General features: G+C 47.8%; 15 protein-coding genes. 8 read left to right on the top strand and 7 right to left on the bottom strand.

Going from position 1 to position 14,849, the window contains the following annotated elements; all coding sequences use genetic code 11:
* Positions 1-42 precede the first annotated feature (42 nt).
* Positions 43-297, top strand: a complete 255-nt coding sequence (locus LQ229_RS27400) for an SBBP repeat-containing protein (protein WP_356712112.1) — start codon at positions 43-45, stop codon at positions 295-297.
* Positions 260-1,015 (top strand): SBBP repeat-containing protein, encoded by a 756-nt coding sequence (locus LQ229_RS25885; RefSeq protein WP_216540797.1) that lies wholly within the window; start codon positions 260-262, stop codon positions 1,013-1,015. The genes LQ229_RS27400 and LQ229_RS25885 overlap by 38 nt, the downstream gene beginning before the upstream one ends.
* Positions 1,016-1,017: 2 nt before the next feature.
* Here LQ229_RS25885 and LQ229_RS25880 read toward each other — a convergent pair whose 3' ends face one another.
* Complete coding sequence (locus tag LQ229_RS25880) at positions 1,018-3,612, bottom strand: adenosylcobalamin-dependent ribonucleoside-diphosphate reductase (protein WP_216540798.1); 2,595 nt, start codon at positions 3,610-3,612, stop codon at positions 1,018-1,020.
* A 387-nt stretch (positions 3,613-3,999) separates the two neighbouring features.
* Here LQ229_RS25880 and LQ229_RS25875 point away from each other — a divergent pair, with 387 nt between their 5' ends.
* The 3 genes from LQ229_RS25875 to LQ229_RS25865 all read left to right on the top strand — a co-directional run bounded on the left by LQ229_RS25875 (position 4,000) and on the right by LQ229_RS25865 (position 7,685).
* Positions 4,000-5,715 carry an SNF2-related protein gene (locus LQ229_RS25875; RefSeq protein WP_216540799.1) on the top strand — a complete coding sequence of 572 codons (1,716 nt, stop codon included), beginning with the start codon at positions 4,000-4,002 and terminating at the stop codon, positions 5,713-5,715.
* Positions 5,716-5,717: 2 nt separating this feature from the next.
* A complete protein-coding gene (locus LQ229_RS25870; RefSeq protein ID WP_216540800.1) occupies positions 5,718-6,578 on the top strand; it encodes a YqhG family protein in 861 nt (286 codons plus the stop codon).
* A 153-nt stretch (positions 6,579-6,731) separates the two neighbouring features.
* Positions 6,732-7,685, top strand: coding sequence for a hypothetical protein (locus tag LQ229_RS25865; protein WP_230193314.1), 954 nt, complete (start codon positions 6,732-6,734; stop codon positions 7,683-7,685).
* 38 nt (positions 7,686-7,723) lie between these two features.
* Here the strand turns inward: LQ229_RS25865 and LQ229_RS25860 are convergent, their stop codons facing one another.
* Positions 7,724-7,927, bottom strand: a complete 204-nt coding sequence (locus LQ229_RS25860; protein WP_216540802.1) for a YqzE family protein — start codon at positions 7,925-7,927, stop codon at positions 7,724-7,726.
* A gap of 175 nt (positions 7,928-8,102) precedes the next feature.
* Here LQ229_RS25860 and LQ229_RS25855 point away from each other — a divergent pair, with 175 nt between their 5' ends.
* Positions 8,103-8,789 carry an N-acetylmuramoyl-L-alanine amidase gene (locus tag LQ229_RS25855; RefSeq protein WP_216540803.1) on the top strand — a complete coding sequence of 229 codons (687 nt, stop codon included), beginning with the start codon at positions 8,103-8,105 and terminating at the stop codon, positions 8,787-8,789.
* 31 nt (positions 8,790-8,820) lie between these two features.
* On the opposite strand, the gene LQ229_RS25850 is transcribed toward LQ229_RS25855, so the two are convergent.
* Together LQ229_RS25850 and LQ229_RS25845 are read right to left on the bottom strand one after the other, a co-directional pair.
* Positions 8,821-10,215, bottom strand: a complete 1,395-nt coding sequence (locus tag LQ229_RS25850) for a serine hydrolase (protein ID WP_216540804.1) — start codon at positions 10,213-10,215, stop codon at positions 8,821-8,823.
* Positions 10,216-10,535: 320 nt separating this feature from the next.
* A complete protein-coding gene (locus LQ229_RS25845) occupies positions 10,536-10,766 on the bottom strand; it encodes a hypothetical protein (RefSeq protein ID WP_216540805.1) in 231 nt (76 codons plus the stop codon).
* 142 nt (positions 10,767-10,908) lie between these two features.
* Between LQ229_RS25845 and LQ229_RS25840 the strand changes: the two genes are divergently transcribed.
* Both LQ229_RS25840 and LQ229_RS25835 read left to right on the top strand, forming a co-directional pair.
* Positions 10,909-11,484, top strand: coding sequence for a TetR/AcrR family transcriptional regulator (locus LQ229_RS25840; RefSeq protein WP_230193313.1), 576 nt, complete (start codon positions 10,909-10,911; stop codon positions 11,482-11,484).
* A gap of 61 nt (positions 11,485-11,545) precedes the next feature.
* Positions 11,546-12,769, top strand: a complete 1,224-nt coding sequence (locus LQ229_RS25835; protein ID WP_230193312.1) for an MFS transporter — start codon at positions 11,546-11,548, stop codon at positions 12,767-12,769.
* A 206-nt stretch (positions 12,770-12,975) separates the two neighbouring features.
* On the opposite strand, the gene LQ229_RS25830 is transcribed toward LQ229_RS25835, so the two are convergent.
* The 3 genes from LQ229_RS25830 to LQ229_RS25820 form a co-directional block, all read right to left on the bottom strand.
* A complete protein-coding gene (locus LQ229_RS25830; RefSeq protein WP_230193311.1) occupies positions 12,976-13,464 on the bottom strand; it encodes a hypothetical protein in 489 nt (162 codons plus the stop codon).
* Positions 13,465-13,479: 15 nt separating this feature from the next.
* Entirely contained in the window at positions 13,480-14,046 is a 567-nt protein-coding gene (locus tag LQ229_RS25825) for a nitroreductase family protein (RefSeq protein WP_216540808.1), read from the bottom strand.
* Between the two features lie 67 nt (positions 14,047-14,113).
* Positions 14,114-14,590 carry a MarR family transcriptional regulator gene (locus tag LQ229_RS25820; protein WP_216540809.1) on the bottom strand — a complete coding sequence of 159 codons (477 nt, stop codon included), beginning with the start codon at positions 14,588-14,590 and terminating at the stop codon, positions 14,114-14,116.
* Positions 14,591-14,849: the final 259 nt, after the last annotated feature.

Below are 14,849 nucleotides of genomic sequence, written 5' to 3'. Positions count from 1 at the left end.
TAAATGACTTGATTTTCGGGCTGGGTTTAGTTTGGTGCTGTCATTTTCCCTGACTCCCTTGCTTTACGGCCAAGAAAATTTCCAATTCTCAAGAATCAGGGACTTGACATCTTACCGCTGGACTTTATCGGAGGAAGCGGTGACGATGAGGGCAGCGCGATTGCCGTAGATCCATTCGGCAACGCCATCATTACGGGATTTACAACGTCCCCCAATTTTCCAACGACGCCCGGAGCTTTGCGCACCGTGATTTTTGGAGGTGAGCCCGGATGCCTTCGTTGCAAAGCTGAATGCTGACGGTACCGCTCTGATCTACTCCACCTTTCTTGGCGGAGTGGACGGTTTTAATTTTGGTCATAGCGTCGCCACGGACGGTTCCGGCAATGCCTATGTGACAGGGACTACCAACGCCACCGATTTTCCGACGACACCAGGCGCTTTTGATACCGTATTAACCGCTGGATCTAAAGCGTTCGTATCGAAACTGAACGCCTCCGGAACGGCTTTCATCTACTCTACCTTGCTTGGAGGCCAATTTGATAACACCGGATTCAGCATTGCCGTGGATGCGTCAGGCAGCGCTTATGTGACAGGGGAGACGTTAGCCGACGATTTTCCGACGACCCCCGGCGCGTTCCAAATTACTCTTCAGGGACAGAGAGATGCGTTCGTGACGAAGCTCAACGCCGATGGCACGGCCCTCGTCTACTCCACGTATCTCGGAGTACCGTTTTATGCCGCTCCAAATGAATATCCAATGCAACCAATAATAAATAATATTTTGGCCAAATCTAACGCGCCAATGTTGAGGGAATGGAGATCTGCGGGGAATAATTTGGTCAACATATGGAATGCTGTCTCGCTATTCTCCTTGGAAATGATTCCAATTAGCGACAATATTCACGCAACCTTGTCATCATACTCTAACGTTAAAATCAAAGAGGCCGTCGACCAAGGATGTGCCTTGTTCAACGGCCTTTGGGCTAGCGTATTTATTGTTCAACCGATTAACTAATCTTAATTACAACGGCTATACCCGCAATTGGCGCATGTTTTGCAGCCTTCGACGTTCAGCAGCGAAGCGCTGCCGCAGGACGGGCATAGGTCGCGCGAAGTCGGTGCGCCTTTCGCGGAGAATGGCGCTTGCACCTCGGGCGCAATGGCCGCCGCGATCGGAGCCGTCTCCGACGCCGCCGCATGCTCATCGGCATGCTGCGCATGAGTTTCCAACGCTTTCGCGACCGCATCGGCTATCGATTCGACGCGGTTGGCTCCGAAGCCGATCGCGCCCGAACCGCCAATTCCTTTCAAATGCTTGATCAGCAGTTCCACCTTATGGCCATGATCGCCGTAGCGGAGGAATAAGGAACATACCCGGCCCAATGCTTCCGCCATCGCGAATACGTCCGAGCCCGCTTTGCCGACGTTCAGGAATATTTCGCTCGGTACGCCGTCCAAATCGTTAATCGTAATATATGCCATTCCGAACGGGGTATTGATTTTGTACGTCGCTCCGCGCAGCACTTGCGGGCGGCGCTTGTATTGCTTGTCGAACACTTCTTTCGCTGGCGGTTCCACGTTCACAGCCAGCGACTCGTTCAGCGCGTCCATCGACTGCGCTTCCGCTTCCCCGTTCGCGCCTGCCTCCGATGCCGCGGCCGCATTCGACTTCTCCTCGTCTTTCTTCTCCGTACTGAGCACCTGCACGTCGCGGCTGCCGTCGCGGTATATCGTAACGCCTTTGCAGCCGAGATCGAAGGCGAGTTCATACAATCGTTTCGTTTCTTCCACCGTAAAGTCCGCCGGGCAATTCGCCGTTTTCGAGATCGAACTATCGACCCAACGTTGAATCGCCGCCTGCACCCGAATATGATCCTCGGCCGACAAATCCATCGCCGTCACGAAATGATCCGGCAGTTCTTCGCCCGGATGCGCGTCCATCCATTGCTGCGCGATCGGCACAAACTGCTCGTCGAAGCCGAGCCGGCTTTGCCGGTAATATTTGAACGCGAAATAGGGCTCAATTCCGGTCGATGTGCCGACCATCGTCCCCGTGCTTCCCGTGGGAGCTTGCGTAATGACGGTAACGTTGCGCATCCCGTTGTTCTCGATCGACGCGCCTACTTCGGGATACGCCGCAACGATATTTTTCATAAATCCGCTCTGCATAAACGGTTCCAGTTCGAACGCTTTAAACGATCCTTTCTCCGCCGCAATTTCCGAAGACGCCAAATAAGCTTCTTTCGCGATAAATCCATATAGGCGGTCGAGAAATTCAAGCGATTCCGGGCTGCCGTACCGGACGCCCAATTTAATCATCAATTCGGCGAGACCCATCGTACCGAGTCCGACGCGGCGCTCGGTTTGTTGATTCTCTCTATTCTCCTCGAAATGATACGGCGTCTTGTCAATGACGTTGTCGAGGAAACGAACCGAATACCGCGTGACCGTCGCGAGTTCGTCCCATGCGACATCGTGGCGTTCTTCATCGTAGAACTTCGATAAATTCATCGCGGACAAATTGCAAACGCCCCATCCCGGCAAGCCCTGTTCGCCGCAAGGATTCGTACAAATGATCGGATTAAAATACCAGCTGTTCGACATTTGATTGTAATATTCCATAAAGACGACGCCGGGCTCCGCCGATTTCCATGCGGATTCGATAATCGTATGCCATACGTCGCGGGCTTTGACCGTACGATAATGATTGACTTTCTTGCCCTGCTTGCGCCATTTCTCCAAATCGCCGTCCCAAATGTCGTTATATTCCGGGTCGGTCGTATCCGGGAAGACAAGCTCCCAATCCAAATCTTCCTTGACGGCTTTCATAAATCCGTTGCTGACGCATACCGACAAATTCGCATTCGTCACTTGCCCCATCGTCTGCTTCACCGTAATAAAATCGAGCACATCCGGGTGCCAGTCGTTAATCATGAGCATTAACGCTCCGCGTCGGCTGCCTCCCTGCTCGATCAATCCGGTCGTGTAGCTGAACAATCCGCCCCAACTGACGGCGCCGCTCGATGAGCCGTTGACGCCTTTTACGATCGATCTGCGCGGCCGCAGCGAAGACAGGTTGATGCCGACGCCGCCGCCTCGCGCCATAATTTCCGTCATTTCCGTCAATGTATCCATAATGCCGCCGCGGCTGTCCTTCGGCGAAGGAATGACGTAGCAGTTGAACAGCGTCAACTCTTCGCTCGCTCCCGCTCCGGCCGCGATCCGGCCGCCAGGCACCAATTTCCAATCGTCAAGAATATATCTGAACCGCTCGGTCCATGTTTGCTGCAATTCGGGCGTCGTTTCCACCGATGCCATCGCCGCGGCGAGTCGATCCCACATCTGTTCCGGCGTCTTCTCAATCGTCAGCGTCAACTTCTCGACGGTCGATTCGACCGTTTCGCCGCTGCGCAGCTTCACTGTTACATTGCGTCCTTCCCTTTTCACAACTTCCCCGACTTCTTTTGCCGGAAATTTCGGATCGTCTTTCGTCAATACAAGTACGACGTCGCCGACTTTCGTATTGTTCGTATCCGCATCCTTCCATGCGTAACGATCTAGAAATATTTTTTCGCTTAATCCTTCCAACCGCTGTTTCTGCATCGTTTTCAACAAAAACAACCTCCTATAATTTTGGTGTAGCGGCGCTCCTCGCTGCAAATCCAGTAAAACGGATCAATCATTGCGAAAACTTCTACCATTATATTATGTAGGATTCACAATATATTGTGTGCTTTAATCATTATACTATACTACATATTGTATTTTCTATAGTACAAAACTGTAAATTAAGACAAGAAAGCGATACTATTTTGACCAAGCTTCTTTTTGCTCCTACGATCTCTCTTTTTCGCCCTCTTTAGCCTTTAAAATATGAAACGATTTTGAAAAATTTACATGAAAATAACATGTATGGAGACCGATCTCCCGGCGCATTCGGTTATGAAGCGGCCGTTTTTCGTCCATACTAGCGTAAAACGGACTTTGGAGGTGTACGCCATGCGTCTTACCGAATATTCGGAACATGCGCGGCCTGTCGAAATTCAGCACAATCGCGGATGGTTCGCCGAGCTAGAACAACGCATGAACAAGAACGGTCCCTGGGATGACTGGACGTTATACAAACTCGCCTACGAAGCCGAGCAAGCGAAGCTCGTTACAAGCTTTGACGAATTGCAATGTTTGTCTTATCTGGCCCATCTGCAGCCGATGCGCCACCAGATCGAGACCGCGGTGAAAGTGCTGCACGAAATGCGGGGCAGGGCGATTCTTGCCGATGAGGTCGGCTTAGGCAAAACGATTGAGGCCGGGCTTATCTTAAAAGAATACATGGTGCGCGGACTGGTGCGCAAAGCGCTTATTCTCGTCCCCGCTTCGCTCGTGCTGCAATGGGTGCGCGAATTGAACCAGAAGTTCGGCATCGCGGCCGTCGCGCAAAAGAAAGAATATACTTGGCATTACGACGTCGTCGTCGCTTCGATGGATACGGCAAAACGCGATCCCCATAAGCAACTGCTGCTATCCAAAGAATATGACATGCTGATCGTCGACGAAGCCCATAAATTGAAAAACAAAAAGACGACCAATTACCAGTTTATTAATCAATTGCATAAAAAGTATTGCCTGCTTCTTACCGCTACGCCGGTGCAGAACGATCTCGACGAACTATATAATTTGATTACGCTGCTGAAACCGGGACAGCTTGGCGGACAAGGCGAATTTGTCGCGAATTTCGTCGTGGACAAACGGATGCCGAAGAACGAAGAGCAATTGCAGCGCGAGCTTTCGAAGGTTATGATCCGCAACCGCCGCAGCGACGGCAATATCGGATTTACGAAGCGCTATGTCAAGAACGTTCCGCTAACGCTGTCCCCCGAAGAACAATCGCTATACGACGGCGTTACCCAGTTCGTCAAGGAAAGGTATCGCGAATCGGGCGGCGATTTGGCGAATATGTTGTCGCTCTTGACGCTGCAGCGCGAAGTATGCAGCAGCCGCAACGCGGTATTTCTAACGCTGCATAATTTGTCAAAGCGCATGGCCGAAGACTCCCCCGTCCATGCCAAAATATGGAGCCTTATTCATAAAATTAAAGACATCAAGGCAAACACGAAAGCGGAAAAGGCGCTCGAGCTTGTTCGCGAAATGAACGAGAAAGTGATCATCTTCACCGAATATCGGGCTACGCAAGATTATTTGCTGCAATTTTTCCGCAGTCAGAATATGATTGCCGTTCCCTACAGCGGAGGCATGAACCGCGGCAAGAAAGACTGGATGATGGACCTGTTCCGCGGCCGCGCGCAAGTCATGATCGCTACCGAAGCGGGCGGGGAAGGGATTAATCTGCAATTTTGCCATCATATGATCAATTTCGATCTGCCGTGGAACCCGATGCGGGTCGAACAACGGATCGGGCGCGTTCACCGGCTGGGGCAAACGAATGACGTTAAAATATACAATCTTTCCACGCTCGGGACCATCGAAGAACATATTCTAAACCTGCTGCATGAAAAAATCAATATGTTTGAATTGGTAATCGGCGAATTGGACGTCATTCTCGAACGTTTCGAACAGGACGATTCGCTTGAGAAGCGTCTCTACAAAATGATGCTTGAGTCGAACTCCGACGATGAGCTTCGAGCCCAAGTCGATTCGCTCGGGCAATCGCTAAATCAAATCGTAACGTCGGTCGGACAATCGAGGGAGGCCCGCTAGCGATGCCGATGACACAAAAGCAAGTGCAGCAATACGTAATGCGCTATTTGGAAGCGACGGGCTGCCATTTTATCGAGAAGTCCCCCGCCCATGCCATGGTCAAATTATCGCCGCAAGCGGATCGCAGCTTGACGAACCGGCCCTATTATTGGGGATATGTCGATCAGACAGGGGTGGAGCCGGAGACGATGCGGATCATGTTCATTTTCGATCCGGAACATAAAGACGTGCCGCCCGCACCGCTGCCGGGCCCGGGCGTACAGCGCATTCCGCGCGAGGAAATCACCTACGGCTGCCGGAAATTGGATCAATTTTTCGAAGCGGCGAAAGCGGGCGGCTCCTACGTATATTTGTTCGAACAACCGAATTCGGATCATAAGAAGGCGGCCTCTTCGATGCCGTATCACACCTGGCTCGGTCTGAACGTGAAGGTGGAATTCGCATGCGATATGAAGCGGGAAGAGATTCATTCCTACGGCATTTCCCTTGCGACGGGCGAAATCGCGGAGCAGTTTCACGAGCGGCTGTCCGGACGAAAAATGTCGCCGAAGCTGCCCGCCAATGTTCACGTTGCTCCGAATGCCATTACGCTAAACCGGGCGAGAACCCTCATTGAGCAGAAGCTGGAAAAAAAACTGAAAACATACGACACGGCTTGGGCGGAGGAGGCCCGCAAGCGGCTGCAGGACGAAATTGCGCGAATCGATTATTTCTACGAAGAACAGCTGAAAACGCCGGAAGAAGCGAAGAAAAAGGAAATCGAAGAGCAATATGCGAACCGCAAGAAGGAAATCACGTGGCAATATGAGCCTCGCATCGCCGTATCCGTCATAAATTGCGGAATCTTTCACCTGCCGGCGTGATTCAGACGATTCTCGCTAAAAGGATGCAAAAATAGAACGTGGCGCCGGGGATCGGCAGCGACATGTTCTAACAAACTTTGAAAGGCTTGTCCTTTACAATGAAAATAGAAAGCAAAATAGAAAGATATGCAGTTCCAACTTCCATATAGGCAGGTGATGAAATTGCGAAAAACGATCATCGCGCTGGCCGGCGCATTGCTGCTGGCCGGGCTTATGTCATCGGGCCAAGGTCATCCGTCCGTCTCGCATGCCGCCGAAAGCGGGCGCATGGGCGCGATCGCCGAACCCGGTTTATCCACGGACGGCGCAACGCTCAATCAACGAATCTCCGACTGGATCGGGCGGCTGGCGGAACATGAAGAGTTTGCCGCCTGGAAGCAGGCGGAATATCAAGTGTATCCGCTCGGTCCCGGGATGCACGGCTGGCTGGTTCTCTTGACGAAAGGCGCGGAGGATGTCGGCTATCTCGTCGTCAGCGCAACGGAAACCGGCGAACCGATCCTATCCGAATACGGTACCGGAAGCCAATCTTTATTCAGTATGAACACGCTGTACTCTTCGTTAGTGCAGCATGAACTTATTCCTTCATCCGTCCTGCCGGAGCAGTTCGAACAATGGGATCGTATCTCCATCGATAGATATTATATTCATCCGATGCTTGCCGTTTGGAAAGTTGGCATTTCCGGCGAACCAAACCGGTATGTCGATGCGAAAACGGGACAAATTTTGACGATCGGCGATGACGAATGGCGTGCACAACTTTCCAAGTTTCAAAACGATCCAACGGCAGGCATTGCCGGCAGCGTGTGGCAGCCTCAGCCAAGCGTCTCCGCGGCGGAAGCCTTCGATCCATATTACCGGATCGTATGGATTACGCATGAACCGCTTGACGTATCGAATCCGAAGCAGCTGCTGGATTGGTTTGCGGACAATGTAAAAATGACATACGTATCCGAATGGTACGATGAAGCTTATCTCGTGCCCGTGGCGTTAACCGGCTATCAAATATGGGACGGCATAACGACATACGTCGGCTTCGATCAAGAAGGAAACCGTTACGTCCCGTTCGAGACTTTAAGCCGCTATGGAAGCTTTTACGAAAATTAATTTTTATCAAGCGCAAAAAACCCCCGTTCTTCATCGGTTTATGAAGAAGGGGGGTTTTCGTCTTGTTCCCGCTTCGTTCGGCTGCGAGCGAACTGCAAGCTGAACGGGATGTAGCCGAACCATCTCGAGCTCCAATGTTCTTTCGCTTTGCGGCGTTCGCGCCGAACCTCCTTAGGCGTGTCCATATAAGTGATAAAACGTTCGGTCATCAATTTCACCACATCGATTCCTTTGACCGCCATGCCTCTTCCCCCTTACGTCGCGTTTACTTCTAGGGTTCGCATTTCAGGCGGAAAATAAACGTCGATGCATGTTTTTCCGCGAGCTAGACAAAATAAAAACGTCCTAGTTTCGACAAATGTACCGGCAAGAAAAAGTGAACGATCGTTTATGATCAAGGAGGCGGGACATGTTCTCATGAAACGCATATGGTTACTTCTGCTTACGGTTGTCATCGCGTCCGCTTGTTGTACGTCCGCAACCGCCGCCGCCGCCGATCCGGAGCGATTCCACGAATCTTTCGCCAGACCGGTCGTCGTCATCGACGTCGGACATGGCGGCGTAGACGGCGGGACCTCTTATCAAGGTTTGCTTGAAAAAGACATCAATTTGGAAATCGGCAAAAAATTATACATGATTTTGCGCAGCAACGGCGTCGCGGCGGTGCTGAACCGTACCGGCGATTACGCGCTCAGCGACGAGAACCGGTGGCTCCGCAACCCGTCGCGCCATCGCCGCGATTTGGCGCAGCGCCGCCAATTAACGGAAGAATTGCCGACAGAGCTGTTCGTCAGCCTGCATGTGAATTGGAGCAGAAGGGCCTCTTATCGCGGACCGCTTGTACTCCATCAAGACGAAGGCCGCAGTTTTCTGCTTGCCACCTTGTTGCAGCAATCTTTGAACGGATTGTACGGGACGAACAGGCAGGTGCAGCACGGCAAGACATTCTATTTGCTCCGGCGCGTCAAGCAGCCTGCCGTCATCGTCGAGACCGGATATCTCAGCAACAGAAGCGATCGGGAAAAATTGTGCGGCGCGCGCGGACAAAAGGAGATCGCCCAAGCGATATACGCAGCGATACAGCACTATTTGCAATTAACGTGATGTCCGGCATACTTCACCAAGATCCCTCCTTCTATTCGGCAAGGGGGCTTTCACGCAGTCGATCGGCTTGCATCGTTTCTTCTTCACTATGCCAAATAAAATGCTGAAAACTACCGCTTTCTCCGCGAATGAATTCGACTTCTGCGGTCGCTTGCTGGATAAAAAAACGGGCTTGATTAAGCGGAAGCAGCGGTAAAGAAATCCCGTTTTCAAGCCGTATGTAAAGCCGTTCGTCCTCCACCGTCACCTCAACCTGCATGCTTTCTCCATTGTCGGCCGCACTCTTCAGCATATATGTACCGACATAATGCTCATACACCGAAGGTTCGACATGGACGATTTCGCGTTCCACAGGAGGCTGCGGCATCTCGTAATCCTCATCGCATAAAATATGTTCCAGCGCATCGATCACTTGTTGGCTGTAACGCATTTCTTTCTCCGCATTTTGCAGAACAATCAGCGTCATATCTTGATCAAGATAACGCTTCATTACGGTAGCATAGCCTGGCCATCCTCCGGTATGGCTGACGATTTTGCCGAGTCCCTCTTTTTCTTCCACAATCCAACCCAATCCATATGGAAATGTCTCTCCATTGTTCAACCGTACCGGAGCAAACAATTCATCGCGCAACGATCCCTCAAGGAAATCATCCGAGTATAAAGCCCGGTCCAGACGCAATAAATCGCGCAGATTGCTGTTCACCGTGCCATCGCCTTGAATTCCGTCCAGAAAAATAACATATTCCGTCTCCTTGACCGTATCCGGCAATACATAAGCCGAATCTTCCATGTTATACACAAAACCGAAGGCATAATTGGGAATCGTTCGCCCTTCCCATCGGCGATTGTAAACGCTTGTACTGTTCATTCCAAGAGGACTGAACACTTGTTCTTTCATATAATCCGCGAATGTTTTTCCGGAAATCCGTTCCATGAGAATAGCAAGCATAACGTAGCCCGTATTACTGTACGACCACCCTTCGTTGGGAGGGAACTCCGGATCGGGTTGATGCTTAACCAGCATATTTAGCACATCCTGATTTGTTGCAATGACGGAACGATCCCAATGTTCGATCAATAATTCCATGTAGTCCGGAAGGCCGGATGTATGTTCCAGTAAATGCCGAATCGTAATTCCCGGGTACGGAAGTTCCGGAATCCACTTGGCAACCGGATCGTCGAAATCAACTTTTCCGGTTTGCCGCAAACGTGCTATTCCCAAAGCGGTAATGGGCTTGGATAACGAAGCCAATTCAAATATCGTGTCCGCCGTCAACGGTCTGCCGGTTCGAAAGTCGGCCAACCCGGCCGCCGTTTCCAGAAGCACTTCCCCCTTCTCAGCCGCCAAAAACGCACCATTAACGATACCCTGCTCACGAATAGCTGCAAAAAAAGACGCTAAACGTTCCTTCTTGTTCGCGTTCACATTAAAATCCCCTTCACCATAGACTTCTTGTATCCATGATACAGGGATGAAACTCCACAATCAAGCTCCGCTGCTTTATTGTTGGGCTCGACGCTAGTAAGCGAATTAAGTAGAGAGAAGAAGAAACAGGAAAGCTCCTTACGGAAGTAGAATAGCTATGCTTCGCGCAAGCTGGCGCCGGGAAGCGGCGTCAGCTTGTATTGCGATGCGGCGGATTGAGTATCTGACGATGGACAGGATGAAGCCGGCCCGTTCTCGCCGGCAGAACGACTAAGAGCTTCATCCGTTTTTTTCGTATCAAATCGCCCGTTAAAACCTGCTTACGGGATAGGCGTCTGCATCATTCCCCTCAAGATCACTTCAAGTCCCCAACGGAAACGTTCGTTCTCCGCCACCTCTCCCGAGAACAACTCCTCCTTCAGATTGGCGATGAGCGGATAGCGGACCGGGTCCGCAGATTGGTACATATCCTTGACCACCGACGTCTGCTTGGTTCCGTGCTTCTTCCACGAATGATGTTCGAAGGCCACATAACGAACATCGTTCGTCAAGAACACTGTTCGTTATGATATAAGAAATTTGTCGTATTAGCTGGGTTTCTAATTTATTTGCATCCAAATCTATAAAATAATTTTTTTGGACTTATCGTTCCGAAAACTTTATACTAACTTATATGAATGGGGGTGTTGTAAATTGGGGAGAAGTATTAATTTTAATAAAGAACATGCTTTGAATAAGGCTATGTATTTATTCTGGGAAAAAGGCTATGACGCTACATATATCTCAGATCTTATTGAGACGATGGGAATAAGTCGATCTACTCTCTACGATAGTTTTGGGGATAAGGACGAACTATTTAAACAGGTTTTAGAACATTATAAAAACTATGGCTATCAAAAGAGAAATTTGCTTTTTAGTGGCATAAGCACTAAAGCATCTCTTAAATCCTTTTTTTATCAACATATTGAAAAATGCTATTCAAATGACATTCCCAAAAGTTGTATTATAACTAATTCTTCACTGCTTATTGGACATATTGATCCTTCCATAGAAGAAATGCTTCTAAATGATTTTAATGAACTTGAAAAAGTATTTATGCAAGTCATTGAAGAAGGAAAAAAGAAAGGAGAAATTTCACAAGAGACTAACTCTGAATTAGTTGCATATTCTTTATTAAGTTTAAATCACAGCATTAATTTAATGTCCAAATATAAAAAGGAGAAGAATCTAGCCTATAATCTAGTGGATAAGACTATTGCAGACCTATAGTCTTTCTTTTTTAAGCATTTCGGAACGGACGTTCCAAAAAAAAAAAGAATAAACAAAAGGAATGATAAAGGTGACTAAAAAGACAAATTTTCTAATATTTATTTTGGCAATTAGTTGTGGTTCACTTGCCGCAAATATTTATTATGCACAACCAATTGTACAATTCATTGCAAAAGATTTGAACATCTCTTCTGCTTTATCTGGATTGCTTACTACCCTGACACAAATTGGATATGGATTGGGATTATTTTTTATCGTACCAATGGCTGATTTATTTAAAAGTAAGAAAATAATAGGAATTCTTATCGGGCTTACAATTATTTCATTAGCTGGTACATTAATTTCCACAAATGGAATTGTTTTTTTAATAGTAACAACCATAATTGGCATTGGAGCCTGTGCGGCTCAAATGTTAGTTCCACTAACAATGAGGATTGTGCCCATTAAAGAGACAGGTAAATATGTGGGTAAAGTGATGAGTGGTTTATTGATTGGAATTATGGTTGCTCGTCCATTATCTATCGGAATAGCTGATTGGTTCGGCTGGAGAATAGTATTTCTCTTTTCATTAATAACACTAGTTGTCATATTACTGTTAATTATAAAATTTTTGCCCAACTATGAAGTAGTCTCGACTAGTAACATGTTATATCCAAATTTAATAGCTTCTATGGTGAAGCTACTAATAAATACATCTCCTCTACAACAAAGAGCATTTTATCACGCATGTTTATTTGCAACATTTAGTCTTTATTGGACAGTTATCCCAATTTTATTAAGGTCTGAGCCACTACATTTTTCAAATAATGAAATTGCATTATTTGGCTTTGTTGCAATAGCTGGAGCTTTATTAACTCCTACTATTGGTAAAATAGCAGATAAAGGTTATATTTTTGCAATGACTAATGTATCAATGGCGCTCGTACTATTATCTATCGTACTATTATTTTTTGTTAAAGACCATTCACTATTTACTGTCATTTTAATTCTTATCTCAGGCATTAGTATTGATATTGGTGTATCAGGAAACTTATTATTAGGTCAAAAAGTGATCTTTGGTTTGAATCCCGAGATAAGAAATAGGCTTAATGGATTATATATGACTATTTTCTTTTTGGGAGGAGCCTTTGGTTCATGGATTGGAAGTTATACTTACTATAAATTTAATAGTGAAGTAACTTTACTCATTGGAACAGCTTTGCCTTTAATCGCCTTATTAGTTCATTTAATAAAGAATAATACAAAAAGTTTATCAAAAACCAAAAGTTCACATCCACATTTTTAATTTCTCTTTCATTTTACATTTAGATTACTAGTGGAAACTTTAGGCTCATACAGAGACTGTTCACTTAGATTGAAGTTGTAGAAGCTGCGCGAGACAGCGTAGTTATCGGTAACAAATCATATATCATCCTCAAGCAAAAAGAGGACGAAAGAAGCGAATCAGACACCGCTTCTCGTCCTTTTTGCGTTCGACGTATGTTTGCAATCTTACAACAACTCAAAGGCAAGATCCTTCCAGTCCTCTTCTTTCACAGGCTCAATGGTTTGTTCAAGGTAGCCCATTTCCAGCACCGCAACAATACGTTCGTCATTTTGAACGCCGTAACGACGGATGCAGGTTCTGTCATAAATCCAATCATTCATTGTCATTCGCACATGGAGCATGCTCTCCTGCGCGAGCAGACGGAAATTCTGCATGAGGCAGCATGCTGCCGCCAAATCTTCTTCCCTTTTATGAAGATCGCGATCTTCCTTTACGACCAATATCAGATAGGCCGGAGCCTGATCTTGCAATCCGGACATTACGTCTGTGCTGCCGGATCCAACGAAGATAAAACGCCAAGGCTCCCGCAAGCCGTCGTTAGGAGCCCATACTGCGACATTCAATAATTCCAATATATGAATTTCGGAAACGGGTTGATCGCTATAGCGCAATGAATGCCCCTCCTTCCCCTTTGGAACCGCTGCCGGCATCATTCAACGTCCCCCTCTTCAACTCGATAATACGGTCCATTTCTTTTCTGCTCGCGTCCGTGTTCTGGCTTTCGGGATCTTGTCAAAGTATCCGAGATGAAAAATGCCAACAAGCCTCTCATTGGGATTCATTTTCAACAGATTGAACAGTTCCTTGCTCTGCATCATCGGCTCCGTGTCCCACAACGTACCAAGTTGACGTTGCCAGGCAAGAAGCTGAAAATTTTGCATCATACCGCAAACCGCCGCATAATTCATGTCACTATTCCTTCTGTCCGCATCCGTTTCGGCTATGATGATGAGATGGCCCGGAATATCGGTAACTCTTTTCCGAACGAATTCCCGCACTTTCTCCGGAAGCCATTTGACCAGTCTGTTCTTCACCAACGGCTCAAGCATGCAGGCAGCCAGACGTTCCCTGGAATCCGCCGTTCCCGCATACACGCACCGGAAAGCCGGCTCCTCTCTGGATGGATATAGGAGCCGCGCTGCGTTGAGCAATTCTAGCACCAACCCCTGATCTACGGGAGCTGGGTTAAACCTCCGTATGCTTCTGCGCTCTCTGATGATCTTCGTGAAATTCATGCTTTCACCCCCGCTTTTGCTCTAAAACGGACAAGGTAATGGAACTGTTAGTGATTTCATCATGTTCTTAACGATAAAAGTCACCCAAATCTCCAAACAGCCGCTTTATAAAATCAAGCTCGGTTTCGCTGTATTGATTCAAAAACTCGTACATCCTTTGCCGCTCCTTGTTATGGAGTTCGTCATGAAGAGCATAGAGTCTCTTCCCGGCCGGCGTTAGCCGAAAGTACACTTCTTTTTTATTATCGTTGAGCTGGGTTTTACGTACCCAACCTGTCTTCAGTAACTTATTGGTTACCTTGGAGGTGTTCCCTTTGCTTAGATTCATTTTTTCGGCAATAGAAGTGACGTTGATCGGTTCCTGCTCGCCAATGCAGGCGATAGTGTGCACCTCCGTCATGTTGAGGGCTGGTACCGCCTCTATCATTTTTCGCAGTTCTTCAAGAAAAACGCTGATTTCCCGGTTCTCATATTGTTCTTTTTGATGAAAAAATCGAATGAAATTCTCATGGATGGCGGTTTTCAACATATCGTTCGTTCTCATGATCACGCAAGCTCCTCGACTCATTGTTTTTTTCATTATACCAAAAATTAGTTTCATAAGAAACAATATGGGCAGGCCGAAGATGTTCTATTTCGTATAGCACCGGTCATATCCGTTTTCGAGCCATATACCAACCTCCTCGTATAGTATCTTTTGAAAGCTCTTATAGGTTAGTTTCCATCCCCTGAGGGGGATGGAAAACGGCCTCGAAATTTCCAGGCTCGTTCTTTGAAAATTTCATCTGGGACTGGACTTTCCG

The sequence above is a fragment of the Paenibacillus sp. CECT 9249 genome (genome assembly GCF_918697855.1).
Taxonomy (GTDB): Bacteria; Bacillota; Bacilli; order Paenibacillales; family Paenibacillaceae; genus MSJ-34.
This window is presented reverse-complemented; position numbering and strand designations above follow the sequence as displayed.

What these genes read in the sequence shown, in the direction of transcription:
- LQ229_RS25820 (WP_216540809.1), bottom strand. Translation starts at nt 14,590, where the DNA reads ATGAGAACGAACGATATGTTGAAAACCGCCATCCATGAGAATTTCATT.
- LQ229_RS25825 (WP_216540808.1), bottom strand. Translation starts at nt 14,046, where the DNA reads ATGAATTTCACGAAGATCATCAGAGAGCGCAGAAGCATACGGAGGTTT.
- LQ229_RS25870 (WP_216540800.1), top strand. Translation starts at nt 5,718, where the DNA reads ATGCCGATGACACAAAAGCAAGTGCAGCAATACGTAATGCGCTATTTG.
- LQ229_RS25830 (WP_230193311.1), bottom strand. Translation starts at nt 13,464, where the DNA reads ATGATGCCGGCAGCGGTTCCAAAGGGGAAGGAGGGGCATTCATTGCGC.
- LQ229_RS25860 (WP_216540802.1), bottom strand. Translation starts at nt 7,927, where the DNA reads ATGGCGGTCAAAGGAATCGATGTGGTGAAATTGATGACCGAACGTTTT.
- LQ229_RS25875 (WP_216540799.1), top strand. Translation starts at nt 4,000, where the DNA reads ATGCGTCTTACCGAATATTCGGAACATGCGCGGCCTGTCGAAATTCAG.
- LQ229_RS25835 (WP_230193312.1), top strand. Translation starts at nt 11,546, where the DNA reads ATGATAAAGGTGACTAAAAAGACAAATTTTCTAATATTTATTTTGGCA.
- LQ229_RS25855 (WP_216540803.1), top strand. Translation starts at nt 8,103, where the DNA reads ATGAAACGCATATGGTTACTTCTGCTTACGGTTGTCATCGCGTCCGCT.